This window comes from Acinetobacter sp. NyZ410 (genome assembly GCF_022828975.1).
In the GTDB taxonomy this organism is placed as follows: Bacteria; Pseudomonadota; Gammaproteobacteria; order Pseudomonadales; family Moraxellaceae; genus Acinetobacter; species Acinetobacter guillouiae.
Genome location: NZ_CP094620.1, coordinates 2,950,484 through 2,972,783 on the forward strand (window position 1 = coordinate 2,950,484; position 22,300 = coordinate 2,972,783).

Annotated in this window: 25 protein-coding genes and 1 pseudogene; 13 read left to right on the forward strand and 13 right to left on the reverse strand. The window is 38.1% G+C overall.

The window, feature by feature from the left end:
• Positions 1 to 87: 87 nt before the first annotated feature.
• The 8 genes from MTO68_RS13960 to MTO68_RS13995 all read left to right on the forward strand — a co-directional run bounded on the left by MTO68_RS13960 (position 88) and on the right by MTO68_RS13995 (position 3,418).
• Complete coding sequence (locus tag MTO68_RS13960; protein WP_244012980.1) at positions 88 to 783, forward strand: helix-turn-helix transcriptional regulator; 696 nt, start codon at positions 88 to 90, stop codon at positions 781 to 783.
• Between the two features lie 244 nt (positions 784 to 1,027).
• Entirely contained in the window at positions 1,028 to 1,372 is a 345-nt protein-coding gene (locus tag MTO68_RS13965) for a hypothetical protein (protein ID WP_244012982.1), read from the forward strand.
• Positions 1,365 to 1,703 carry a hypothetical protein gene (locus MTO68_RS13970; protein ID WP_244012984.1) on the forward strand — a complete coding sequence of 113 codons (339 nt, stop codon included), beginning with the start codon at positions 1,365 to 1,367 and terminating at the stop codon, positions 1,701 to 1,703. The genes MTO68_RS13965 and MTO68_RS13970 overlap by 8 nt, the downstream gene beginning before the upstream one ends.
• Positions 1,696 to 1,929 carry a hypothetical protein gene (locus MTO68_RS13975; protein ID WP_244012986.1) on the forward strand — a complete coding sequence of 78 codons (234 nt, stop codon included), beginning with the start codon at positions 1,696 to 1,698 and terminating at the stop codon, positions 1,927 to 1,929. Before MTO68_RS13970 ends, MTO68_RS13975 begins: the two co-directional genes overlap by 8 nt.
• Positions 1,926 to 2,507 carry a hypothetical protein gene (locus MTO68_RS13980; RefSeq protein WP_244012988.1) on the forward strand — a complete coding sequence of 194 codons (582 nt, stop codon included), beginning with the start codon at positions 1,926 to 1,928 and terminating at the stop codon, positions 2,505 to 2,507. Before MTO68_RS13975 ends, MTO68_RS13980 begins: the two co-directional genes overlap by 4 nt.
• Positions 2,507 to 2,899 carry a hypothetical protein gene (locus MTO68_RS13985; protein ID WP_244012989.1) on the forward strand — a complete coding sequence of 131 codons (393 nt, stop codon included), beginning with the start codon at positions 2,507 to 2,509 and terminating at the stop codon, positions 2,897 to 2,899. Before MTO68_RS13980 ends, MTO68_RS13985 begins: the two co-directional genes overlap by 1 nt.
• On the forward strand, positions 2,883 to 3,170 hold the full coding sequence (locus MTO68_RS13990; protein WP_244012991.1) for a hypothetical protein: 288 nt from the start codon (positions 2,883 to 2,885) through the stop codon (positions 3,168 to 3,170). The genes MTO68_RS13985 and MTO68_RS13990 overlap by 17 nt, the downstream gene beginning before the upstream one ends.
• Positions 3,171 to 3,190: 20 nt before the next feature.
• A complete protein-coding gene (locus MTO68_RS13995; protein WP_244012993.1) occupies positions 3,191 to 3,418 on the forward strand; it encodes a hypothetical protein in 228 nt (75 codons plus the stop codon).
• Here MTO68_RS13995 and MTO68_RS14000 read toward each other — a convergent pair.
• Positions 3,393 to 4,343 carry a site-specific integrase gene (locus MTO68_RS14000; RefSeq protein ID WP_244012995.1) on the reverse strand — a complete coding sequence of 317 codons (951 nt, stop codon included), beginning with the start codon at positions 4,341 to 4,343 and terminating at the stop codon, positions 3,393 to 3,395. The two genes, MTO68_RS13995 and MTO68_RS14000, sit on opposite strands and share 26 nt — an antisense overlap.
• A gap of 173 nt (positions 4,344 to 4,516) precedes the next feature.
• Positions 4,517 to 6,505: a transketolase gene (gene tkt, locus MTO68_RS14005; RefSeq protein WP_244012997.1), complete on the reverse strand. Its 1,989-nt coding sequence runs from the start codon at positions 6,503 to 6,505 to the stop codon at positions 4,517 to 4,519.
• A gap of 568 nt (positions 6,506 to 7,073) precedes the next feature.
• On the opposite strand from tkt, the gene metK reads away from it, so the two are divergent.
• Entirely contained in the window at positions 7,074 to 8,240 is a 1,167-nt protein-coding gene (gene metK, locus MTO68_RS14010; protein ID WP_004719464.1) for a methionine adenosyltransferase, read from the forward strand.
• A gap of 260 nt (positions 8,241 to 8,500) precedes the next feature.
• On the opposite strand, the gene MTO68_RS14015 is transcribed toward metK, so the two are convergent.
• Positions 8,501 to 8,752 (reverse strand): hypothetical protein, encoded by a 252-nt coding sequence (locus tag MTO68_RS14015; RefSeq protein ID WP_004822342.1) that lies wholly within the window; start codon positions 8,750 to 8,752, stop codon positions 8,501 to 8,503.
• A gap of 296 nt (positions 8,753 to 9,048) precedes the next feature.
• Between MTO68_RS14015 and MTO68_RS14020 the strand changes: the two genes are divergently transcribed.
• Entirely contained in the window at positions 9,049 to 9,237 is a 189-nt protein-coding gene (locus MTO68_RS14020) for a hypothetical protein (protein ID WP_244012999.1), read from the forward strand.
• Here the strand turns inward: MTO68_RS14020 and MTO68_RS14025 are convergent.
• Both MTO68_RS14025 and MTO68_RS14030 read right to left on the reverse strand, forming a co-directional pair.
• Positions 9,234 to 9,863 carry a LysE family transporter gene (locus MTO68_RS14025; RefSeq protein WP_244013001.1) on the reverse strand — a complete coding sequence of 210 codons (630 nt, stop codon included), beginning with the start codon at positions 9,861 to 9,863 and terminating at the stop codon, positions 9,234 to 9,236. The two genes, MTO68_RS14020 and MTO68_RS14025, sit on opposite strands and share 4 nt — an antisense overlap.
• A gap of 144 nt (positions 9,864 to 10,007) precedes the next feature.
• Complete coding sequence (locus MTO68_RS14030; RefSeq protein ID WP_034616867.1) at positions 10,008 to 10,577, reverse strand: FxsA family protein; 570 nt, start codon at positions 10,575 to 10,577, stop codon at positions 10,008 to 10,010.
• 311 nt (positions 10,578 to 10,888) lie between these two features.
• Here MTO68_RS14030 and ruvC point away from each other — a divergent pair, with 311 nt between their 5' ends.
• Positions 10,889 to 11,434: a crossover junction endodeoxyribonuclease RuvC gene (gene ruvC / locus MTO68_RS14035; protein ID WP_004719459.1), complete on the forward strand. Its 546-nt coding sequence runs from the start codon at positions 10,889 to 10,891 to the stop codon at positions 11,432 to 11,434.
• A gap of 130 nt (positions 11,435 to 11,564) precedes the next feature.
• On the opposite strand, the gene MTO68_RS14040 is transcribed toward ruvC, so the two are convergent.
• From MTO68_RS14040 to MTO68_RS14055, 4 genes are all read right to left on the reverse strand, one after another.
• Positions 11,565 to 11,906 carry a hypothetical protein gene (locus tag MTO68_RS14040; protein WP_004719458.1) on the reverse strand — a complete coding sequence of 114 codons (342 nt, stop codon included), beginning with the start codon at positions 11,904 to 11,906 and terminating at the stop codon, positions 11,565 to 11,567.
• Positions 11,899 to 12,699, reverse strand: coding sequence for a hypothetical protein (locus tag MTO68_RS14045; protein ID WP_244013003.1), 801 nt, complete (start codon positions 12,697 to 12,699; stop codon positions 11,899 to 11,901). The genes MTO68_RS14040 and MTO68_RS14045 overlap by 8 nt, the downstream gene beginning before the upstream one ends.
• A 134-nt stretch (positions 12,700 to 12,833) precedes the next feature.
• Positions 12,834 to 13,106, reverse strand: a complete 273-nt coding sequence (locus MTO68_RS14050; protein ID WP_244015980.1) for an acylphosphatase — start codon at positions 13,104 to 13,106, stop codon at positions 12,834 to 12,836.
• Complete coding sequence (locus MTO68_RS14055) at positions 13,106 to 14,593, reverse strand: NAD(P)H-hydrate dehydratase (RefSeq protein WP_244013005.1); 1,488 nt, start codon at positions 14,591 to 14,593, stop codon at positions 13,106 to 13,108. The genes MTO68_RS14050 and MTO68_RS14055 overlap by 1 nt, the downstream gene beginning before the upstream one ends.
• Before the next feature lie 46 nt (positions 14,594 to 14,639).
• Between MTO68_RS14055 and queG the strand changes: the two genes are divergently transcribed.
• Together queG and bioB are read left to right on the forward strand one after the other, a co-directional pair.
• Positions 14,640 to 15,749: a tRNA epoxyqueuosine(34) reductase QueG gene (gene queG, locus MTO68_RS14060; RefSeq protein ID WP_096734397.1), complete on the forward strand. Its 1,110-nt coding sequence runs from the start codon at positions 14,640 to 14,642 to the stop codon at positions 15,747 to 15,749.
• Between the two features lie 290 nt (positions 15,750 to 16,039).
• Complete coding sequence (gene bioB / locus MTO68_RS14065) at positions 16,040 to 17,029, forward strand: biotin synthase BioB (protein ID WP_004719449.1); 990 nt, start codon at positions 16,040 to 16,042, stop codon at positions 17,027 to 17,029.
• A 110-nt stretch (positions 17,030 to 17,139) separates the two neighbouring features.
• Here the strand turns inward: bioB and MTO68_RS14070 are convergent, their stop codons facing one another.
• The 4 genes and pseudogenes from MTO68_RS14070 to MTO68_RS14085 all read right to left on the reverse strand — a co-directional run bounded on the left by MTO68_RS14070 (position 17,140) and on the right by MTO68_RS14085 (position 22,289).
• Entirely contained in the window at positions 17,140 to 19,032 is a 1,893-nt protein-coding gene (locus tag MTO68_RS14070; RefSeq protein WP_244013007.1) for a M48 family metalloprotease, read from the reverse strand.
• An 85-nt stretch (positions 19,033 to 19,117) separates the two neighbouring features.
• A complete protein-coding gene (gene purF / locus MTO68_RS14075; RefSeq protein ID WP_004719445.1) occupies positions 19,118 to 20,662 on the reverse strand; it encodes an amidophosphoribosyltransferase in 1,545 nt (514 codons plus the stop codon).
• Between the two features lie 24 nt (positions 20,663 to 20,686).
• Positions 20,687 to 21,280, reverse strand: coding sequence for a CvpA family protein (locus tag MTO68_RS14080; RefSeq protein ID WP_004719444.1), 594 nt, complete (start codon positions 21,278 to 21,280; stop codon positions 20,687 to 20,689).
• A gap of 3 nt (positions 21,281 to 21,283) precedes the next feature.
• A pseudogene (locus MTO68_RS14085) lies at positions 21,284 to 22,289 on the reverse strand (quinone-dependent dihydroorotate dehydrogenase).
• Positions 22,290 to 22,300 lie beyond the last annotated feature (11 nt).

Sequence of the window (22,300 nt, forward strand, 5' to 3'; positions counted from 1 at the left end):
CTGGTTAACTTAAGGTAACTCACAGGGATTTTATTTTCAAGTATTTGTGTTAATATTAGTTAACTATTAATTCTTCTGGTGCACAAAATGTCTCTTCATGAAAGGATGCAAAAGCTCATGCTTGAAAAAAATATCAGGCAAGTTGACTTGGCAAATATCACTGGAAACTCGAAAGTATCCGTTTCTAAATGGATGCGTGGTGAGGCTATACCAAAGGCTCAAGCATTAATTGAAATTGCTAAGGCTTTAGGAACTACTCAGGAATGGTTACTAAATGGGGAAGAAGCATCATCACATTTAAATCATCACAATGTTGTGGTTTGGGATGAATCCACGCCTCTTTCAGCAGATGAAGTTGAAATTGCATTTTATAAAACAATGCGTCTGGCTTGTGGTTCTGGTTCACTTGTTGAAGTGAATTCTTGTGATCGAGGGGCTATGAGAGTTCCAAGGGAGTTGCTTGATAGGCTAGGTATCTATAGAGATAAGGCTTTTTCAGCACCTGCTGAGGATGACTCAATGAAACCTACTATTAATGATGGTGACTTGATTTATGTTGATGAAAATAGAACACAAATAAAGGATGGGCGAATTTTTGCAATTGAGCATGGGGATATTTATAGATGTAAAAGACTTTACAGGCTTCCAAATGGAGGAGTAAGAATTGTTAGCGATAATAAAGAAGAATACCCTGAAGAAATCCTTTCAGAAGAAGATATAAACAATCAAGGTTTTAAGATTCTTGGATGGGTTTGGAAGATTGATAAAATAGAACACTGGTAAATAGAATATTATCAAATTATAAAAAAATAGAAAAATATTTAACTTTTAGAAACCTGCTTATGCAGGTTTTTTTATGTCTACAAAAATTACCTTAAAATAACTATTGACGATTTAGTTAATAAAAGTTAACCTTTTTACACAAACACAAAAAGCCCCACACTGTGGAGCTATTTTTAAAACCGAATGCTTTTCTCTGTCCTCTACCAAAATTTCAGAGACGCATTGCTATAACTGGTGATTCATTATGAACCAAAAGACAAATATTAGTCAAGCGCACTCACAAAAACTACCAGCCAAAACCTATGATGCTGGTGACTTATTGGATATTTATTCCTTGGCAGAGTGTGATATGGCTTGGATGAATACCTCAATTGAGTTTCTCCGCAGAGGTATTAATGATCTTCAATCTAGAGTCAATTCAGGTGAATTGCTTTCAGAACATCATTTTATGTCATTAATAAAACACGCTGAAATGTATGATTATTTGTCAGAAGAACGTCATCGTCATTATGAGCAAATGGCTGAACAATTTAAAAACGAATGGGAAATAGCAAAAGGTTCTAAAAGTGAGGATAAATCAAATGACTAAACATTTCTCCTTACCTCCACAATCACAAGCTTGGTTAGATTACGCACTCAAATGTAAAGGATATTTTCATTATTTCGCTGTCACCTTTGAGGGCGACGTTCATCCAATGGGTAAATGGGATGCTCCTTTTTACTCCGCAGAAGAAGCTTTTCAACTCAAAGAGGAATTGCAAAAACAATTTCCAGATAAGACTTTTATGCGAGTTGAAGGTGCAATTTGTGCAAGTATGGCTGTAAAAAACAAAAATGAAAATAAATACTGGAATGCTTGGATTAAAAAGCATTTAGAGCGAGTTGCTACGCTTGAAAAGAATGGTGATGCCAATGACTGACCTTTCTAACTTGCCAATCAAAACTAAACAACTCGCCTTTGTCCTCTGGCTTCACAAGATTGGCTATAAAGGCGTTATTCGCCCATGTGGAACTTTCGAGTTTCAATGCTACGTTATAAATAAAAGATTCCCTAGGAACGTGAAAATCGCTCCTAACTGGAAATTCAATAAACCAGCACAACAACTTTACGCAGAATTTTTAGAACATCTAGGAGCACCAGAATGAAAAGATTAATTTTGCCGTGGATCTTACTGCAATCAGCTTCAATTTGTTCAGCTAAAAATGACCCACGTAAATACTTAAATGGTGTCACTTTAATTGATGGCCATGTTGTGGCTACAGATGCAGAACGTGTTTTTTACTGCAAATATGATGAATTACCAAAACTGAAAAAGCCTTTAACAATTCCGCTAAAAGCGATTAAAAACCTCGAGAAAAAACTAGATAAAACACACTCAAATTGTTTTGTTGAAGTTGTTCATCATGTCGATGGTTTGGCATTGAATGTAAATGACATTGATCCAGAGATATTTACCCCTGTGGAATCGATATTCCCTGCAGAGTGGCACTACATGATTCCTCAAGATGATGGAATGCAATACAAAGGCGCTTCACCACATTTTCAATGGAAGCACATGGTTGACTTTCAGAAGATAAACAAGCTTTTGGGTGCAATTAATCCAGATGACACATATCTAAAACCAACAGGTATAGACACCCCTGCCCATATTTATTTTTATGGCAATGATTATTCAGGTGCCAAGGGTTTAATTATGCCGATTAATGGACGGAGTGAAGCGTGATGGGTGATTTGATAAATTTTGAAAAATCGATGCAAGTCATCACTCTATTTTTCGATCCAAACGATCCTGAACTAAGAGCTGAAATTGAAAGTGCTGATCAGATGGTTTCATACGACATTAACAGCATGAGCATTGAAGAGCTTAGAGATCATGCTCGTTGTTCTATTGTTCTTTTACATCGTGAACAAATCCGACACTTGAAAGAGATAGCAACAATTGAGCGCAAAGATCCAGTGCTAGATGCCCCTGCCCGTGTTGGTAGTTTAACTTTCCAACGTGGAATTAAATGGTCAACTGTTATCGATGCAACACAAAGACATTTTAAAGTTTTAAAAGATAAAAACTCAACCAATCCTATTATTAAGGGAGATCAACATGACTCAACCATCTAAACTTATGTGTCAACTTGGATCATTATCTCGCGGACTGGATAAAGAAAACCCTGAATTTGAGCCAAAATCTCGTTACAAACTTGCTCTGAAACTGAGAAAGATCGGAGAGAATGCGCGAAAACTTGAGGAAGATGAATTTAACGGTTTTTTCATTATCAACAGTGCACGTGATGCGACTTTAGATCTACTTGAAAGCGTGAACGTTAAATCAAAGGAAGACATTAAACAAAGCTTAGTTGAACTTATGGAAATCTTGGAAGGTGTGGAATGAGTGAAACTAAGGTGGTAATCATGCAAGAATCCGAACTTGAATCCTTGCTTGACAGAGTTTGCAGAAAAGCTGTGCTTGAGGCTTTTGCAGAGAAAGATGACGAACTACTGAATATTGATCAGCTTTGTAAAAAGATACCCGGATTGACCAGGCATCTATTTAAGAAGCTTTCCGAAGAATCAAAATTGAAATGCGTTAGAGGAAAATATTCCCTTAAAGCGGTTAAAGACGCGATGCAATCTCGGTAGCAGTTGGATTGTAATAAACCATAGCTCTTTTAGGGTTTGACCAACCAAACATCTTACATAGATCCAACAGCGGCAACTTTAGAGCAATTCGGGTTGCCGCAGTATGTCTTGCATCATGAAAAGTAAAACCCTCTAACCCAGCTTTTGATCGAGCATTATGAAACGCTAGACTTGCCTCATTCGGTGAATATTTAAAAACTTTCCCTGTTTTATTATCACTAATATTTTCAAATATTGTTAATGCAATAGCACTCAATGGGACTTCTCTTTGTCTACCGTTCTTTGTTGCTGTTAATCTTAAATATTTTTGATCTAAGAAAATACGATTCCATTCAAGACCACAAATTTCCGAAAGACGCATACCTGTTTCAAGCGCAAGAATAAACAAGGCTTTTAATTCGTCATTTAAGTGCGGTATTAAGGTTTCCATTTCTTCTTGAGCGATAACACGCTCTCTATGCTCTGACTCTTTTGGTAGTAACACTTCCTTCAGTGGGTTATCACTTAACCATAATTTAGTCTCTATACACCATGCAAAGAATCCTTGAAGCATGATTAGATCACGGCGGACAGTTGCTCCCTTAACAGTTCTTAAACGCAACTCCCTCCATTTAACAAGCATTTCTTTATCGACATTTATTAAGGCCTTTGAGCAGTCCATATTTTTAAGGATGTAATTTATTCTAGTGATTTCTTGGGATGCACCTTTTTTATTTATAGATACATTTTCTCGATATTCAATCAATGCATCTTTAAAAACTATATGTTCAAAATTTTGCACCTTTTCATTTTTCAAGGTGACTTCAAGTTCTTTTGCCCAAGCTTTCGCATCTCTTGCAGTATCAAAAGTTTTAGATTTAGGTGGATGGGGTTTGATTCTAACTGTTGCTGTTACCCTTCCATTTCTCTTTTGAAAAGTCGCCATCTTGTTGCACTCTTGTTGCACTAGAATTCATAATTAATTGTAATTTAATTTTAATAGAATGAAAAACAATTTATAAACCTCTGTTTTTAATGAGTTTAATAAATTTCGCTTTAACACATGCAAATAAAAAACGCCCCTCTCGGGGCGTTTCCATATTTAAAACGATGCAAAAATTAAGCAGTTAATTCTTTTACAGCGCCAACAACAGCTTCAGAGGTAATACCAAAGAATTGGAACAAATCTTTGGCTGGTGCAGACTCACCATAAGTTGACATACCAATAACTTTGCCGTCTAAACCTACAAATTTCCACCAGTAATCTACATGTCCAGCTTCAACTGCAACACGTGCACGGATATTTGATGGTAATACTGCTTCACGATATGCAGCATCTTGCTTCACAAATTCTTCCGCACATGGCATAGACACTACACGAACACCGTCAAGTTGTGCATATGCTTCCATCGCCAATGAAACTTCTGAACCAGTCGCAATGATGATCGCTTTTAATTCGCCTTTTTCTTCAGCCAATACATAACCACCTTTCACAACATTCTCAATCTGAGCTTGAGTACGTGTTTGGAATGGTAAGTTTTGACGAGAGAAAATTAACGCTGTAGGACCTTCGTTACGTGTTAAAGCAGATTTCCAAGAAATAGACGCTTCAACTGTGTCACATGGGCGCCATGTATTTAAATTTGGTGTACCGCGTAAAGAGGCAATTTGCTCAACAGGTTGATGGGTTGGGCCATCTTCACCTAGACCAATTGAGTCATGAGTATAAACATGGATCACACGTTGTTTCATCAATGCAGACATACGAACTGCATTACGAGCATATTCCATAAACATAAGGAAGGTTGCTACATAAGGAATGAAACCACCATGCAATGCTACACCATTGGCAATTGCAGTCATACCAAACTCACGCACACCATAATGTACGTAGTTACCCGCAGGATCAGACTCAACCCCTTTCGCGCCTTTCCAAAGTGTAAGGTTTGAACCCGCCAAGTCAGCAGAACCACCTAAAATTTCAGGTAGTAAAGGTGCAAATGCTTGAATCGCATTTTGGCTTGCTTTACGTGTTGCAATGGTTTCACCTTTAGCATTCACTTCAGCAATATAAGCATCCGCTTGTGCCAAAAATTCTGCAGGCAAGTCACCATTCACACGGCGTTTTAACTCAGCCGCTTCTGTTGGGTATTTTGCAGCATAGCTTGCAAAAACGTCATTCCAAGCAGCTTCTGAAGCTGAACCTTTTGCTTTTGCATCCCAAGCTGTATAAACATCAGCAGGAATAACAAACGGCTCTTCTTTCCAACCCAATGCTTCACGAGTTAATGTAATTTCATCATTACCTAGTGGCGCACCGTGGCAATCTTCTTTACCTTGTTTGTTTGGCGAACCTAAACCAATAATCGTTTTACAGATAATCAAAGTTGGTTTCGAGCTTTCTGCACGCGCAGCAACTGTTGCAGCACGAATTGCATCTGCATCATGACCGTCTGCACGAAGTACTTGCCAACCATAAGCTTTAAAGCGTTCTTCTGTATCGTCAGAGAACCAGCCTTCTACTTCACCATCAATAGAAATACCGTTGTCATCATAATAAACAACGAGTTTTCCAAGACCTAATGTTCCAGCAAGTGAACATGCTTCATGGGAAATACCTTCCATTAAGCAACCATCACCCAAGAAGCAGTAAGTGAAGTGATCTACAACTTGAATATCTTGTTTATTAAATTGTGCCGCTAAAGTTTTCTCAGCAAGTGCAAAACCTACAGCATTGGCAACACCTTGACCAAGTGGACCTGTTGTCGTTTCAATCCCTGGCGCATAACCTAATTCTGGGTGACCAGGAGTTTTAGAATGTAATTGGCGGAATTGTTTAATATCTTCAATAGAAAGATCATAACCAGTTAAATGAAGCAAAGCATATTGCAACATTGAACCATGACCATTTGACAATACAAAACGGTCGCGGTTTGCCCATTGTGGGTTGCTTGGATTATGGTTTAAAAATTCACGCCATACGACATCAGCGATATCTGCCATCCCCATTGGAGCACCTGGATGTCCAGAATTAGCTTTTTGCACAGCATCCATAGCCAATACACGAATTGCGTTAGCTATACGACGTTCATTCAGCGGGGTTGTCATAAATCAGAGTCCAATAAATTAAAATATAGGAAGATGAATAGAAAATTCAAAAACTGGGATGTATTGTCTTAAAAAAAGCGATCAGGGTAAAGACTTAAGTCTATATTTATCCGCTTAGGTTGCAAATTAATTAAAAAATATACCGAATAGTCTTAAATCAACGTTAAAAACGGTCTTTTTTCTTATTCACATCGAACATCTCAACATCAGCAAAACAAATTTGATTATATTTAAGCGATGCAGTTACATTCGGATACTCTTTCACCATCCAATTCAGTCTAAATTTTGAAAATTTCATGCTGATCAATATTCAATAGAACAAGATATTGCTAAAGCGTTTCACACGATAAAAAGTCATGATAACTTGAATGAAAATCGCCCTGCTTTTGCAAATTTTCCAGAAAACAGGACTCAATCATAATCTTTTATCAATTTTTCTAATGAGCATATCAATTAAAAACACATGAAAATGAATTTAATTCATGCATTTTAGTCAGGTAATGCTAGTCCTCAGGCTGAAGTCGATGTAACATATTGCGTCTTTATAAATTACTGTGATAGGACTTTCATGCGCGAGTATGCTGTTTTTACTTCGGAATCTGTGAGCGAAGGCCATCCAGATAAAATGGCTGACCAAATCAGTGACGCTATCTTGGATGCAATCTTAAAAGAAGACCCATACGCTAGGGTTGCATGCGAAACATTAGTAAAAACTGGTGCAGTCGTTCTTGCAGGTGAAATTACAACGACTGCAAATGTCGATTTTGAAACTATTGTCCGCAATACCGTAAATGGAATTGGCTATCACCATACCGATTTAGGTTTTGATGGTTCAACTTGTGCTGTGATTAACATGGTGGGTAAACAATCACCTGAAATTGCACAAGGTGTAGACCGTCAGAAACCAGAAGACCAAGGTGCAGGTGACCAAGGTTTAATGTTTGGTTATGCAAGCCGTGAAACTGATGTGTTGATGCCAGCACCGATTTCATATGCGCATCGCTTAATGGAAAAACAAGCTGAATTACGTCGTAACGGCGCACTACCGTGGTTACGTCCAGATGCAAAAAGCCAAGTAACCTTTGCCTATGAAAATGGCAAACCTGTTCGTTTAGATGCAGTTGTTCTTTCAACTCAGCACGATCCTGAAATTTCACAAGCCAATCTTAAAGAAGCTGTGATTGAAGAAATCGTGAAAAAAATTATCCCTGCTGAAATGTTCCATGCAGGTACTAAATTTCACATCAACCCAACAGGGTTATTTGTGATTGGTGGTCCAGTGGGTGACTGTGGTTTAACTGGTCGTAAAATCATTGTAGATACTTACGGTGGTATGGCGCGTCATGGTGGTGGTGCTTTCTCGGGTAAAGACCCATCAAAAGTTGACCGTTCTGCTGCTTATGCAGGCCGTTATGTTGCAAAAAATATTGTTGCTGCAGGTTTGGCGGATAAATGTGAAATTCAAGTGTCTTATGCAATTGGTGTTGCTGAGCCAACTTCGATTTCGATCAACACATTTAATACCGGCAAAGTATCTGATGAATTGATTATCCAATTGGTTCGTGAGCATTTTGACTTACGTCCATACGGTATCACCCGTATGCTTGACCTGATTCAACCAATGTATAAGCAAACCGCTGCTTATGGTCATTTTGGTCGTGAAGGTTCAGATACTGCATTTACTTGGGAAAAAACAGATAAAGTTGAAGCACTTAAAGCTTCTGCAAATTTGTAATGCTAGCCTAAGATCTAAATCTGAAAAAAGCTCGCAAATGCGAGCTTTTTTATTGAATTAATGTTATCGGGATGAATACCTCAAAATTTTTCCTCCTCTACTCCACTGAATATCTATATGTTAAATATCTTATCGATATTTATAACTTAAAATAGCTCTAATGGTTTGTTTATTTTAATCATTAGCATGATCTAATTTTATTGTTCTTTAAAAAAATCAAACCTTTATAGAATTAAATCTACCATCTACACGTACATGAATTATTGACCATCTGATTTAGCATCTGGCTGTAACACACTCAATAAAGAAACTTGTGCTGGGGTTTCTGTATTGTGATTTTGCAAATAAATATGTCCCACTTTAAACGTTACTGCTGCAATCAAACAAGCAACCAGACAAAACGTCCATAATCCATATGGGCTTTTAATATGTTGAGAGCCACATTTTGGACAAACTTTTTGTGTTGAACTGACCGCTTCATCACAACAAGCACAATGATATTGTAGAATCATATTCAGATCTCCTTTTATGGCGCTATTATTGTTTTTAATTATTACACTACAATTATATCCATATATGTAATGTAAAAAATCTGTTTCTTTTTTTAGTGTACATGATTCGTATCTTTTGACAAGACAAATTTGTTTCAATATATTCTTACATAAATTCAATAATTTAAATTTAAATACTAAAAATAAGTGATTATAAATCAACAGCTATCAAATTGTGGATCATTCATTCAATATTCTGTATTACATTGATTCAAGCTATAATCTGTAAAGTTAAAGATATTGTTTTGGAGATTATTTTGGTACAGCTGATTAAAAAAGGCGGTTTAAGAGAGCGTGCAAATCGCAGTCGTAAATACACGCAATCTGAAAATAATATTAAAACCTTAGATCCACATCGCTATGCCACTCAAGATCAAAACGATAGTCGCAATGATCAACAGTCACAACAACAACCCGTAAATCCTCAACAACATCCCGACCACTAAAACATTTTCAAGACATCGACCCAAAGGAAAATGGCAAATAATAAGAAAAAGCTTCCTGAAACAATATCGATATAACTTCCCGATTTTTGATAAACGCGTTTAATTTTAGGAATTGACATGATCATCATCAACAGGCTGAAAACTAAAAATGTTTGTATTGGAATAATCACTGCCAACTGCGGTTTTAAATTTGCACCTGCTGTTGAACTCAATGCCAATGAAAAAACACTACTAAAATAAATCACAATCTTAGGATTAGCTAAATTGGTATAAAGGCCCAATAGAAAATAGTTTTTAGGGGGCTGCTCTATCACGCCATCTAAATTGGTATTTTGTTTAAGTGTTGCAATGCCTCCTTTCAACATTGCATAGCCCATTTTAGCAAGGAATAAGCCCCCGATCAGCATCAAGACTTGTTGAATCCATGGCCATTGTTCCAATAAAACCGTAAAACCAAGCAAGGTTAATGTAACCCATACCACCACACCAGCAGAGATGCCTAAAATGATTTTTACAGTATTGGCACGTGTTGTCGATGCTGAGCTTTTAGCGACAAGTAATACATCTGGACCAGGACTCAACTGTGCAACAAAGTGTAGTGCACAAATGGTCAATAACATCGACATAATAGAATCTTAGAAATTGTGACTCAGTGATTATATCGTTTGATCAAAAATATGTTTAAGAAATTATGCTTGCTTCCGTTGATTTCAGACATAAAAAAGCCGAATCATTGATTCGGCGTTCTATTCAATATCGTAGACTATATTTTATTTTTTATTTACATCTTTCAATTCAATTTGTTTATGCTGCGGTTCAACTTCATGCGCCTCACCATCAATAATGGTTGAATCACGATATTGCCCACCAGATTGCTGGTTTTGCATATCCTGCATTTGACGCATCAAATCTGCAAATGGGTTTTGACCTTGAGCACCACCCATGTCCCCCATTCCACCCATCATATTGTTCATCATGGCTTGTTGCTTTTTCGCCATATATTTCATACCTGCATTTTTAATTGCATTCTGTACAGGTGGAAGAATAACCAGTAACGCCAAGACATCGGTGATTAAACCTGGAATCATCAACAAAATGCCCGCAAATGCTGTCGCCATTTTTTTGGCAATTGCAGGATCATTTCCCATCATTCCTGTCATTTGCATTTGTTGTAATTGCGGCATAATTGTTGCGGTACTTGAACGCAACAAGTTTAAACCAATTACAAAAGCAATGATAAACCAGAAAAATACGTACCAACCGCTAATGAATTGAGCCACACCAATCCATACAGCAATTTCAAGAATCGTACCAATTAAAATAATAGGAAAAAGTTTCATCGAAACAAGGCATCTCAAAGATAAATTAAAGGTGAGCTTGAAAATTCACATATAAAAACAATGAATTTCGTTGCTTCTATCATTTATATGGGCAGTTAAAAATTTTTAAAGGGTAATTTTGTGTTCTGACAGCGATTTTATGTATTTGTGCGATTTATTGACAAAGATTTTATAAATAATGAGCACCCTAGCGTTGTGCTTAAGGGACATAATACTGTTGTGTACTTTGATTATACAACTAAGTTAAAATTTTACTTACAATTCATTTTTAGAATCATATAATTGAAGCAAGACTTACGATAAGCAGTATTATGCCCTTAATTATTGGAATTGACCCCGGTTCACGCTTAACAGGTTATGGCATCATTGAAAAAGATGGTCAAAAACTTACTTTTGTTGATGCTGGTACAATTCGCACTGAAACAACAGAAATGCCTGAGCGACTCAAACGAATTTTTGCTGGAGTTGAACGTATTGTTCAGTTTCATGGTCCTACAGAAGCTGCTGTAGAGCAAGTATTTATGGCACAAAACCCTGATTCCGCTTTAAAACTTGGACAAGCACGTGGCGCGGCAATTGCAGCATTGGTCAATTTAGACTTACAAGTTGCAGAATATACGGCCCGTCAAATTAAACAATCTGTTGTGGGCTATGGTGCTGCAGACAAAGAACAAGTTCAGATGATGGTAATGAAGTTACTTAACTTATCAATTCAACCCCAACAAGATGCTGCCGATGCACTCGCTGCAGCAATTTGCCATGCCCATGCTTCTGGCAGTATGAGCAAATTAGCTGTACTGAATGCTTTAGGCGGTATGGCTCGTGGGCGGAGTCGTAATAGTAGTCGTCGACGTTAATTTATATACACTACCAAAACGCCTCACTCTACCCATGTCAAAGTCCAAGCTATTGCAATCATCAACAAGTTATCGCTATCACCAAGATGATCTGAAAGGTTTTTTATTTATTGAGATGGTAGAGCCCATCTCAAGTTAAATAAGGCAAAGTATCTTTTCGAATCTCACGAATGCTGGGTTGCTTCGTATAGGTTGCAATTAACATTTTTCCAGAAGTTCTTAGATTTTTCTTCTGTTCTGAATCAACACGAATCAATACCAACTCTTCAGGGATACGTGGATTACTCCCTTCTCGACAAATTATAAAGTTTTGATTCCGTTCAAGAATGGTATAATTTGGAAATTCCTTTTGTAACTTTGCTTTGAATGACAAAGACTTATCTTCTTTTTTTCCACTATCGAGTTGGGTATAAATGATCAATACCAAACACGCAGCAAATACAATTCCAACAACTAAATATTTATCAATCATGTAATTTCACTCGAATATACTTCTGCTGTTTTTCATTATACTGATAAACATGGGTTTCATTTATAGGCACAATTTTAGCGATATCACCAACATAGATTTGTTGCGTACCAGAATAGTGAATTTCAATATCGTACAAACCATCATGCTCAGTGCTTAAAAAGCGATAATCAGCTTGTGTATTGTAGATTTTATCACTTCCTGTCACTTCATTGTCATTCCCAATTTCTGCAACTTCCAATTTGACCATTACAGGGTTTTCATCAAATGGGATGATATAGAGCGTGCTCGTTGAATAGCCTTGTCGACTATACGCTTGTTCTTCGACATAGCCTTTTATTCGAGGACCAATTTTTCGAATATTTTTAACTATATTTTCAGTCGGATAAGGCAAATAATTAAAATCTGCATTCATCCAACTATTTTCATTCTGACTCTGGCTCACTAACTCAAATTGACCTAAAGCATTTTTCTTAAACAGGTAGACTTTAGTAAATGTTGCGCATACACCACAAAAGTTTAGTAATTGATTATTTTTATCTATTGAAACTTCTGTTGTACTTATAAGATAGCGCAACTCATTTTGAGCATTTTGATAAGCACTCGCAGGACTAAATACAATCACAGCATCATCACGATCGAAGACATGGGTATATTCGGCATTTTTAATCCCGACATACTGTATATTGCTCTGATCTAATTGAGGGATTTTGACATATTGGATCTGCTGTTGATAAAAAGATTTCATCACAGTTTTAAAGTCCAAATCTTTTAAAACAATCTTATTCTTATTCATCACAGCGTCTACTGGTTGTGCGACAAGCTCAGTATGAATACCGCACATCAAAATACAGCTGAATAAAATTTTGTTGATTATCATAGGTAATATTGATTTATATCAGTATGTGGTTGCTATTTTAAATGATCTCTTTAACGAATCATCTTAAAATCAGTATAGTCGAAATCATGATTCAGGTTTTGTTGTTCAATACTGCTCACATCAGCACGTAAAGGCCCAACATAGCAATGACGAATCAAACTTAAAATCGCTTGTTCATCTCCGACCACAACAGCTTTAACCTCGCCTGTAGTTAGATTTTTCACATAGCCTTTTAAATCCAATTGTAAGGCTTCTTTTTCAAACCAACGACGATAGCCTACAGCTTGAACTTTACCACGAATTAACAATTTAACCGCTTTCATCATATACTCACTCCTGACAATGAATGATTGACCACATAATACACAGCATCACGCATTTGCTGGGCCTGTAAACCACGCATACCGTTTTTTGCGAGCCTATCACCTGCCAAAGCATGTAAGGTGACAATTTCATGTAAGTGAATATTTTCATCAAATTGTGCTTTTAAACTGGCAATCATTCCTGCAAGAACATCTCCCATCCCACCAGTGCCCATGCCTGCATTCCCCGCAGTACAGATCCATAGATGCTTTTCTAAAATCAAACTTCCAGAACCTTTAAGTACCCATTGTCCTGAATATTTTTGCTGAAGTTTTTGAATCGCAGCAATACGATCATTTTCAATCTCTGCCACTGAGCAATTTAATAATTTAGCAGCCTCACCTGGATGAGGCGTCAGGTAAGTTCGTTGATTGAGTTGAACAGCTTGTTCAGCTAAAAACCATAAAGCATCAGCATCTAAAACCACTTGTAGCTGTGGGGTTAAATGAATGGGTGAAAACCATTTTGAAAATTGTTGTTTCGCCCAAGCATCACGCCCTAAACCCATTCCAAAACTGACAGCATCCACATGGCTTAATAAATTTTGAATATCCACATCAGTTAAAGCATTGATATCTCTTAGCATGATGTTAGGAGAGCGTGCCAGAATTGCTGTGTGATGTTTGGCATGACATACAATCGTGACTTTTCCTGCGCCCGCACTAAATGCAGATTCAGCAGCTAACATGACTGCACCGCCCATCTCTGCATGCCCACCGACCACCAAAACATGCCCATAACTGCCTTTATGGCCGAACGCTTGGCGTTGTGGCAATTGAATCTGGGTGGGCGACAACTGTGCGACCGCTTTTAATTCTGGGTCTATTGGAACAATTGAAATGAGCTCAATTTGACCCGCATATTCTCGACCCTGCCCCGTAAACAAGCCCGCTTTCAGGCCTAAAACAGTCAATGTTTGATCTGCTTTTACCGCAACAGGTAATGGCTGTCCAGTATTGGCATTTAAACCACTTGGAATATCGATGGCTACTTTTAAACCTGATTGGGCATTATAGTGTTGAATAATCGCTTGCAATGGATCGTCCAAATCACGGTTTAAACCAATACCAAACAGTGCATCAATATGACAATCAAAGCGCTTTTGGATATTAAAATATGGATGCATTTTTATTTTATCTGTCTGTACTAATTCAATTGCCGCCTTTAACTGCTGAGAATGCCCTGCGTCAGTTGCAAATATTTCGACTTGATAACCGTATTGATGCAAATAATGAGCAACACAATAGCCATCACCAGCATTATTTCCTGCACCGCACCACAGTGCAACAGTGGTAATTGAGGGAGAAGCTTGTTGAAACAAAATATTTAAGCGTTGCGCAATCGACCAAGCCACCTGTTGCATTAAACCAAAAACGCTATTTTGCTGAGCAAACCAACGCGCTTCCCATGCTTGTATTTCACGGCTGTGATAAACTTGCTGATGCATCATTCTGTCCTTTTCTTCTCACTATTTTATAGCGCATTGATTCATTATGTCGGCAACTTTAACTTCGCAATCCATTCCCTTGCAACAGCTTGATCTTCAAGAACTAAAATCTTGGATCAAACAACAGGCTTTGCAACTGGGCTTTGCTGATTGTGTCATTGCTCGTCCTGATGCTCAAGCTGAATTACCACGATTTAAAGAATATTTAAAACGCGGATACCATGGCGATATGAAGTTTTTAGAAGAAAATTTAGAAAAAAGAGCGGATCCAACACTACTGGTTCCAGGCACAAAAAGTATCATCTGTGTGCGAATGAATTATTTGGTGGAAACACCAAAACCGCGTTATGTACCAGATGAGCCCAATGCAGCAATTATTGCCCGTTATGCACGTGGACGTGACTATCATAAAATCATGCGTGGTCGGCTAAAAACCTTGGCAACCCTCATTAAAGAAAAAGTTGGTCCGTTTGAATCCCGCCCCTTTGCCGACTCAGCGCCGGTGTTTGAAAAATCATTGGCAGAAAGTGCGGGTATGGGATGGACTGGTAAACATACTTTATTGATTCATAAAAAATCGGGTTCTTTTTTTGTTTTAGGTGAATTATTTACTTCGCTTGATTTGCCCTTTGATGAACCAGCAACGCATCATTGTGGTTCATGCTCAGCCTGTATCGACATTTGCCCAACTCAAGCGATTGTTGAGCCGTATATGCTGGATGCGCGCAGATGTATCGCCTATTTAACCATCGAATATAAGGGAATCATTCCTGAAGAGTTAAGACGTGGTATTGGTAACCGTGTTTTTGGCTGTGATGACTGTCAACTGATTTGTCCTTGGAACAGTTTTGCCAAAAAAGCTTCGATTGAAGACTTTAACCCACGTCATGGCCTAGACGATATTAACTTATTGGATTTATGGCAATGGGATGAACAAACCTTCCTCAATTGTACTGAGGGTAGCCCCATCCGACGTACAGGCTTTCAAAGCTTTATGCGCAATATTGCAATTGGCTTAGGTAATGCACCGTATTCAGCCCAAATTATTGCAGCATTGACCCAAAATAGAGCCTTACATGATGAAGTTGTGCAAGTCCATATTGATTGGGCTATTACCGAGCAAAATGCTAAACAACACCAAATTTCAGCCCATTGATGCCCTTAAATTGTGCCGAGTGATAATTTTCAGATCGTTGCAAAGTTCGTAATTTTTGAATATTTTAATCACCAATACACCGAAGTTAATAAAAATTAAAGTTGAAATTTTGTGAGTAAATCACAAGGAATGTGGTTAACTTTGCAACTATATTTATAATTTTAGTTTTCTATACTCTTGATCTTTTTAATCGTAAGATACCATCGTATTTGGACTTTTTTGCCCTATGGAATTGGTATGAATTATGTATTATATACAGGGATAGATAATGATTATCATGGATTTAATTAATGACAGTACGTAATGACTGGGCTCGTGAAGAAATTCAAGCTTTATATGAACAGCCTTTTTTAGACTTAGTTTTCAAAGCACAGCAAACTCATCGTGAACACTTTGATGCCAATACCATTCAAGTCAGTACTTTACTTTCAATTAAAACTGGTAAGTGCCCTGAAGATTGCAAATATTGTTCGCAATCTGCACGCTATGATTCAAAATTAGAAGCTGAAAAACGTATTGCAGTTGATAAAGTAATCAGTGAAGCAAAAGAAGCCATTGAATCAGGTTCTTCGCGTTTTTGTATGGGTGCAGCATGGCGAAACCCACATGAGCGTGATATGCCTTATGTCCTCGAAATGGTGCGCGAAGTTAAAGCATTAGGTTTAGAAACCTGTATGACACTGGGTATGCTCAACCAATCACAAGCTGAACGTTTACATGCAGCAGGCCTAGATTATTATAATCATAACTTAGATACATCTCGTGAATACTATTCACATATCATCAGCACCCGTACTTTTGATGATCGCTTAGACACCTTGGATCATGTCCGTAATGCTGGGATGAAAGTCTGTAGTGGCGGTATTGTTGGATTGGGTGAAAATCGTAATGATCGTATTGGTTTATTACATGAATTAGCAACCCTGCCTGTTCATCCTGAATCTGTACCAATTAATATGCTTGTTCCAATTGAAGGCACACCACTTGCTGATGTTGAAAAACTTGATGTCACAGAATGGATTCGCACGATTGCGGTTGCGCGTATTATCATGCCACACAGCTATATCCGCCTCTCTGCTGGCCGTGAATCGCTCACTGACTCAGACCAAGCTTTAGCCTTTATGGCAGGTGCAAACTCGCTATTTAGTGGTGAAAAATTATTAACCACACCAAATGCTGGTGAAGGCAAAGACAAACAATTGTTTAATAAGCTAGGTCTAAAAGCAGAAAAAGCCAAGCCAACAGTGGCTGAGCTTTCTGTCGATGCGATGGCGAGTTAATTCAGCGTTTTTTCTAACACCGCTTAAGATCAAGTGGTGTTAGTATTTCCCTGCTAATTCTTTTATTATCATTACTAAGATTACTTTTTCCACAACTCATTTTACCCTTATTAAATAATCATCACACTGTTCTTTTTCTGCATTTGATCTACGATATCATCTGTGGCAAAGCCTAGTCGCCAATACAGCAATTGCAGTACATCTAATTCATCTTGGGTAATAATTCGATCATTCCACAAACAAATTTCAGCCACACCTAAAATGCTGAGGCGATCACGTAATAACAACCCTGCAATATCATTTAAGATTTCACCCAAATCAATAGGTTCATCTGAGATTTCTTCAAACAGCTCTAACTCATCCTTAGACAAAACCCGTTCTAAAATCTCATACCGTACATCAAGCTGATTGGCACTGTTAATTTGCTGTACATGCAGCAAGGCATCAATCAAGCGCACAATTTGCGGCTTCACCGTTTCCAAGGATGACGGTGTGTGCATCGGCAGCAAATGCAATTCAGCCTTTACACGCTCAATCAGCAATGCATCCAACAAACCAATCTCGCCATCTTCTTGAATAATTTTCGCTAACTTGGTGACGAATTGACGTGCACTGGTCGCAGGCATATTACCAAGGTTTTCACAGGCATCATGGAAAATTTGAATATGTACCCGACCATCTAAATTTAAAAGTGAGTCAATAATGGCACGACTTACCTCCGCATCAGACGGAATAAACTCGCGATACTGTCGAATCATTAAGATTGCGACCATCACCTCACGAGAACCCGTTGCAGTTTGCATAGCACGCTGAATCAAGTCAGAACGTTCAATTTGACGGCGTACTTCTGGATTTAAAGGTTTAATCGCATCGTTTAAAGCAAAACTAATTGGAGATAAGCGTAATAAAGGTAAAGGCTGTGGAGATACCCACGGGTTATAAACATCCCCTGTTGATTCTTCCAAAGGACGCAACAAACTAAATAAAGGCTGACTACGTAATTTTTTTAAATTTTCCAGCTGTAGATCCTGTAACAGTGTTGGATTTAACTCATAAATACGGTCTTCAATACTTGGATGGATATTTAACCAACTTTGCGGACTTAAGGAATTGGCAAAACACATATGCGCAATGGCTTCGGAAAACTCACTATAAATTTGAGAACCTGCATGATGCACATAGATACGCAATAAGGTTTGTACATTGGCATTGTTAAGCAACAATTTTTTAGTTTTATAATCGTTATAAAAAGTACGACCACCCAAAGTAAAATATTTAATCAAACGATTAATTAAAATCCCCATACTGCCGAGCAGCCAAATCACCCCACCAACTGCGACAAAACTGGTTTCAAATTTATGCTGATTTCCCTTGGCGTTATAACGATTAAAACCCTGTTTCGCAATTTTACTTCCCAACTGGCTAAAGGTAATTAAACCACTATATAAAATTTTAAGTCGGGTATTTTCGCGTGCTTCACCGGATAGAATTTGATTGAACTCATGCCCCAATAAACCATAAAGCTCTAATTCATCCAGATTCTGTAATGCACCCCAGGTCAGAATAATCACCGTATCTCTTGGATGAAACCCAGCAGTTAAAGCATTGACTCCGACTTCATCTGGCAATACATACAATGTAGGTGCATCAATCTCAAAAGTCTCTGCAAATTTATCTGCAAGCTTTAATGCTACACTTTCTTCTGGAGTACTTTCAATTTGACTTAAACGGCGGGCTTTTAATTGCTTTGCAAGTGAGTGACCACCTGTACGGAACACATAAAATTCATATGCGATTGACCAACCAATGATGACGATGATCAAACCAACACAGTAAGGACTGAGAATATTCCACCAGATCTCTTGATCTGGGTCCACATAGTGAACCAGCAACCCTAAAACAGTATTTAGAATAAAAATGGTCAAAATGACCGCAAGTAAGCAAATACTTGCAGACCACAACATATTCTTGTTTTTTATCAAATAATGACTGACATCTTTCAATGTAAAATTCCTCATTACATTGCAAAATACTATAAATGAAAAAAGCGGGAACTTCCCGCTTTTTCTCAATGTAAATCAAAGTTGCTTACATTTCTTCTTTGATACCGCTTAAATCCACAGATGCTGCATCGATATTGACATCAATATAACCATCTTTTTCTTTTTTCGCAGTATCACTACGACTTTGCTCAAGATCAGTTAAATATTGCTCATCAATATCGCCTGTGACATAAACACCGTCGAATACTGAACAATCAAAATCTTGAATAACAGGTACTTTACTGGTTCTTACTGCCGCTTTTAAATCATCCAAGTCTTGGAAGATTAAACGATCAGCGCCAATAATCTCCTGAATTTCTTCAACACTACGATGTGAAGCAATCAACTCTGCTTTTGCTGGCATATCAATACCATACACATTTGGATATTTCACCATCGGTGCAGCAGAGGCAAAATAGACTTTTTTCGCACCCGCATCACGTGCCATTTGAATGATTTCATTACAAGTGGTACCACGTACAATCGAATCATCAACCAACAAAACGTTCTTGCCTTTAAACTCAAGCTCTACAGGGTTGAGTTTTTGACGAACAGATTTGGTACGTTGTTGCTGACCCGGCATAATAAAGGTACGACCGATATAACGGTTTTTCATGAAACCTTCACGGAATTTCACACCCAACATATTCGCCAATTCTAAAGCAGAAGTACGGCTCGTATCTGGAATTGGAATCACCACGTCGATGTCATGCATATCCCCCCATTCACGAAGAATTTTCTTCGCAAGGGTTTCACCCATTTTCAAGCGTGCTTTATATACCGAAATACCATCGATGGTTGCATCTGGACGCGCAAAATAGACATATTCAAAAATACATGGGCGGTAACGCGAATTTGCCGCACACTGTTGTGAAAAGAACTCACCTTTTGAATTGATAAAGATCGCTTCACCAGGCTCAATATCACGTTCTACTTTAAAACCTAACGCGGTTATCGCAACAGATTCAGAAGCGATAATATATTCTGTTTCACCATTTTCAGTTAAACGCGAACCATAGATCAGTGGACGAATACCATTCGGATCACGAAAACCTACGATACCATGCCCTGTGATCATTGCAACGACGCCATAAGCACCTTTACAACGCTCATGCACACGTTTAACTGTATGAAAAATATCTTCAGGCATTGGCGTTAATGATGCACATTTTTGCAATTCATGAGCAAAAACGTTTAGCAATACTTCTGAGTCTGAGTCCGTATTCATATGACGTAAGTCAGTTTTGAATAAGTCATCGTGAATATCAGCCGCATTGGTTAAGTTACCATTATGCGCCAATGTAATCCCATAAGGTGAGTTTACATAGAAAGGCTGCGCTTCTGCACTACTTGAAGAACCAGCAGTTGGATAACGTACGTGACCAATACCATAGTTACCGAGTAATGCGCGCATGTGGCGAGTATGAAATACATCACGTACCATACCATTATCTTTTCTTAGAAAAAGACGTCCATTATGACAAGTCACAATCCCAGCCGCATCTTGCCCACGATGTTGTAACATCGTCAACGCATCAAATAACATTTGGTTTACAGGTGCTTTACCTGCTATACCAACGACTCCACACATAACTACCTCGCAGACCAGCTAGGACTAATAAAACGGATTCTTTGTCGAATGTGCTGATTTTTCATCGCTTTGAGTATCCGATGATCGATCAGCCTTAGTTACAGAAGTATCATCGGAACGATCTTCTGAATGTATATGATGTAATGCTTCATTTGCAGCATCTTTAGAGATTTCAGATGCCAAAGGTGCAAATGGTAACAGCGTCTGAATGAATTTGGATTGTTTCCACGTTGGAGAACTTTCAACCCACGGCCCTAAACCTTGCATAGTAATGAGGACGATGAACAGACCTTTCAAGGTCCCTAAAGCACTTCCAGCTAAACGATTTAACGGACCGAGTTTTAAAGTTTTTAAAATCTGATTGAGTAAGGCTGTGACAATCCATGTTAAAACAATAATCACCAAGACAATAAAAGCAAATGCAGCAATTTTCTGCACCACAGGATCCTGACTGAGTGCAGACATTGAAGGTGCGATGATATTGGCATATTTAGCACCGACAATCAGTGCAAAAATCCATCCTATCAAGTTCGCAAAGGCTTTCACGAATCCTTGTCGCAAACCGTTTAGCCCTCCAATGAGCAATAGAATCAGAATAATAATGTCTAAGGTATTCATATTTTAAATCATAGCGTCAACACAGTCTTTAATGAGTGTAGGACCTGTATAGATCATACCACTATAAATTTGGACTAAGCTTGCACCAGCTTGTTGTTTTGCAACAGCTTGTTCACCAGATAAAATTCCACCAACACCAATCAAAGGAATTTTACCTTGTAAAATTTTTGAAAAAGCCGCCAAACATGCCGTGCTCTTTTCAAATACGGGCGCACCTGATAAACCACCCGCTTCATCACCAAATGGCAAACCTTCAACCCCCTCACGGGATAATGTTGTATTGGTCACGATCAATCCATCAATTTTAAACTGCAACAATTGTGATGCAATAAATTCAATATCTGAAGCTTCTAGATCTGGTGCAACTTTCAACACTAAAGGAACATAGTGTTGCAATTCTTCTGCCAACTCTAACTGACGTTTTTTTGAGTGTTTCCAAAAGTTCAGTGAGCGCATGGCCACTTTGTAAAGAACGTAAATTCTTGGTGTTTGGAGATGAGATATTAACAGTAATATAAGATGCGTAGTTATAAACTTTTTCAAGACAAACTAAATAATCGGAAACTGCATCTTCAACTGGTGTGGTGGCATTTTTACCAATATTGATACCAAGAATGCCTTTAAATTTTGCGGCTTTAACATTCTCAACCAATTGATCCACACCATCATTATTAAACCCCATACGGTTAATAATTGCTTTGGCTTGAGGAATACGGAAAAGGCGTGGCTTGGGATTGCCCTCTTGTGGCTTAGGAGTAATGGTTCCGATTTCAATAAAACCAAATCCTAAACCCGCTAAGGCATCGATATAAGCGCCATTTTTATCCAGTCCTGCTGCTAAACCAACTGGATTTGGAAACTCAATTCCCATGCAAGTGACTGGTTTGGCAGCAACAGTTTGACGAATCGCCCCCATTTTATGGGCAGATTTAAGCATGGATAATGTGAGTTCATGTGCACGCTCTGGTGCTAAAGAAAACAACAAAGGGCGAGCAAGTGAATACATCATAGCTACAAAAG

What these genes read in the sequence shown, in the direction of transcription:
- MTO68_RS14030 (WP_034616867.1), bottom strand. Translation starts at nt 10,577, where the DNA reads ATGAAACTTTTTCCTATTATTTTAATTGGTACGATTCTTGAAATTGCT.
- metK (WP_004719464.1), top strand. Translation starts at nt 7,074, where the DNA reads ATGCGCGAGTATGCTGTTTTTACTTCGGAATCTGTGAGCGAAGGCCAT.
- MTO68_RS13980 (WP_244012988.1), top strand. Translation starts at nt 1,926, where the DNA reads ATGAAAAGATTAATTTTGCCGTGGATCTTACTGCAATCAGCTTCAATT.
- MTO68_RS13970 (WP_244012984.1), top strand. Translation starts at nt 1,365, where the DNA reads ATGACTAAACATTTCTCCTTACCTCCACAATCACAAGCTTGGTTAGAT.
- MTO68_RS14080 (WP_004719444.1), bottom strand. Translation starts at nt 21,280, where the DNA reads ATGAATACCTTAGACATTATTATTCTGATTCTATTGCTCATTGGAGGG.
- queG (WP_096734397.1), top strand. Translation starts at nt 14,640, where the DNA reads ATGTCGGCAACTTTAACTTCGCAATCCATTCCCTTGCAACAGCTTGAT.
- MTO68_RS13985 (WP_244012989.1), top strand. Translation starts at nt 2,507, where the DNA reads ATGGGTGATTTGATAAATTTTGAAAAATCGATGCAAGTCATCACTCTA.
- tkt (WP_244012997.1), bottom strand. Translation starts at nt 6,505, where the DNA reads ATGACAACCCCGCTGAATGAACGTCGTATAGCTAACGCAATTCGTGTA.
- MTO68_RS13990 (WP_244012991.1), top strand. Translation starts at nt 2,883, where the DNA reads ATGACTCAACCATCTAAACTTATGTGTCAACTTGGATCATTATCTCGC.
- MTO68_RS14040 (WP_004719458.1), bottom strand. Translation starts at nt 11,906, where the DNA reads ATGATTGATAAATATTTAGTTGTTGGAATTGTATTTGCTGCGTGTTTG.
- MTO68_RS13960 (WP_244012980.1), top strand. Translation starts at nt 88, where the DNA reads ATGTCTCTTCATGAAAGGATGCAAAAGCTCATGCTTGAAAAAAATATC.
- MTO68_RS14055 (WP_244013005.1), bottom strand. Translation starts at nt 14,593, where the DNA reads ATGCATCAGCAAGTTTATCACAGCCGTGAAATACAAGCATGGGAAGCG.
- MTO68_RS13975 (WP_244012986.1), top strand. Translation starts at nt 1,696, where the DNA reads ATGACTGACCTTTCTAACTTGCCAATCAAAACTAAACAACTCGCCTTT.
- purF (WP_004719445.1), bottom strand. Translation starts at nt 20,662, where the DNA reads ATGTGTGGAGTCGTTGGTATAGCAGGTAAAGCACCTGTAAACCAAATG.
- MTO68_RS14015 (WP_004822342.1), bottom strand. Translation starts at nt 8,752, where the DNA reads ATGATTCTACAATATCATTGTGCTTGTTGTGATGAAGCGGTCAGTTCA.
- MTO68_RS14025 (WP_244013001.1), bottom strand. Translation starts at nt 9,863, where the DNA reads ATGTCGATGTTATTGACCATTTGTGCACTACACTTTGTTGCACAGTTG.
- MTO68_RS14050 (WP_244015980.1), bottom strand. Translation starts at nt 13,106, where the DNA reads ATGAAAGCGGTTAAATTGTTAATTCGTGGTAAAGTTCAAGCTGTAGGC.
- MTO68_RS14045 (WP_244013003.1), bottom strand. Translation starts at nt 12,699, where the DNA reads ATGAATAAGAATAAGATTGTTTTAAAAGATTTGGACTTTAAAACTGTG.
- ruvC (WP_004719459.1), top strand. Translation starts at nt 10,889, where the DNA reads ATGCCCTTAATTATTGGAATTGACCCCGGTTCACGCTTAACAGGTTAT.
- MTO68_RS14000 (WP_244012995.1), bottom strand. Translation starts at nt 4,343, where the DNA reads ATGGCGACTTTTCAAAAGAGAAATGGAAGGGTAACAGCAACAGTTAGA.
- MTO68_RS13995 (WP_244012993.1), top strand. Translation starts at nt 3,191, where the DNA reads ATGCAAGAATCCGAACTTGAATCCTTGCTTGACAGAGTTTGCAGAAAA.
- bioB (WP_004719449.1), top strand. Translation starts at nt 16,040, where the DNA reads ATGACAGTACGTAATGACTGGGCTCGTGAAGAAATTCAAGCTTTATAT.
- MTO68_RS13965 (WP_244012982.1), top strand. Translation starts at nt 1,028, where the DNA reads ATGAACCAAAAGACAAATATTAGTCAAGCGCACTCACAAAAACTACCA.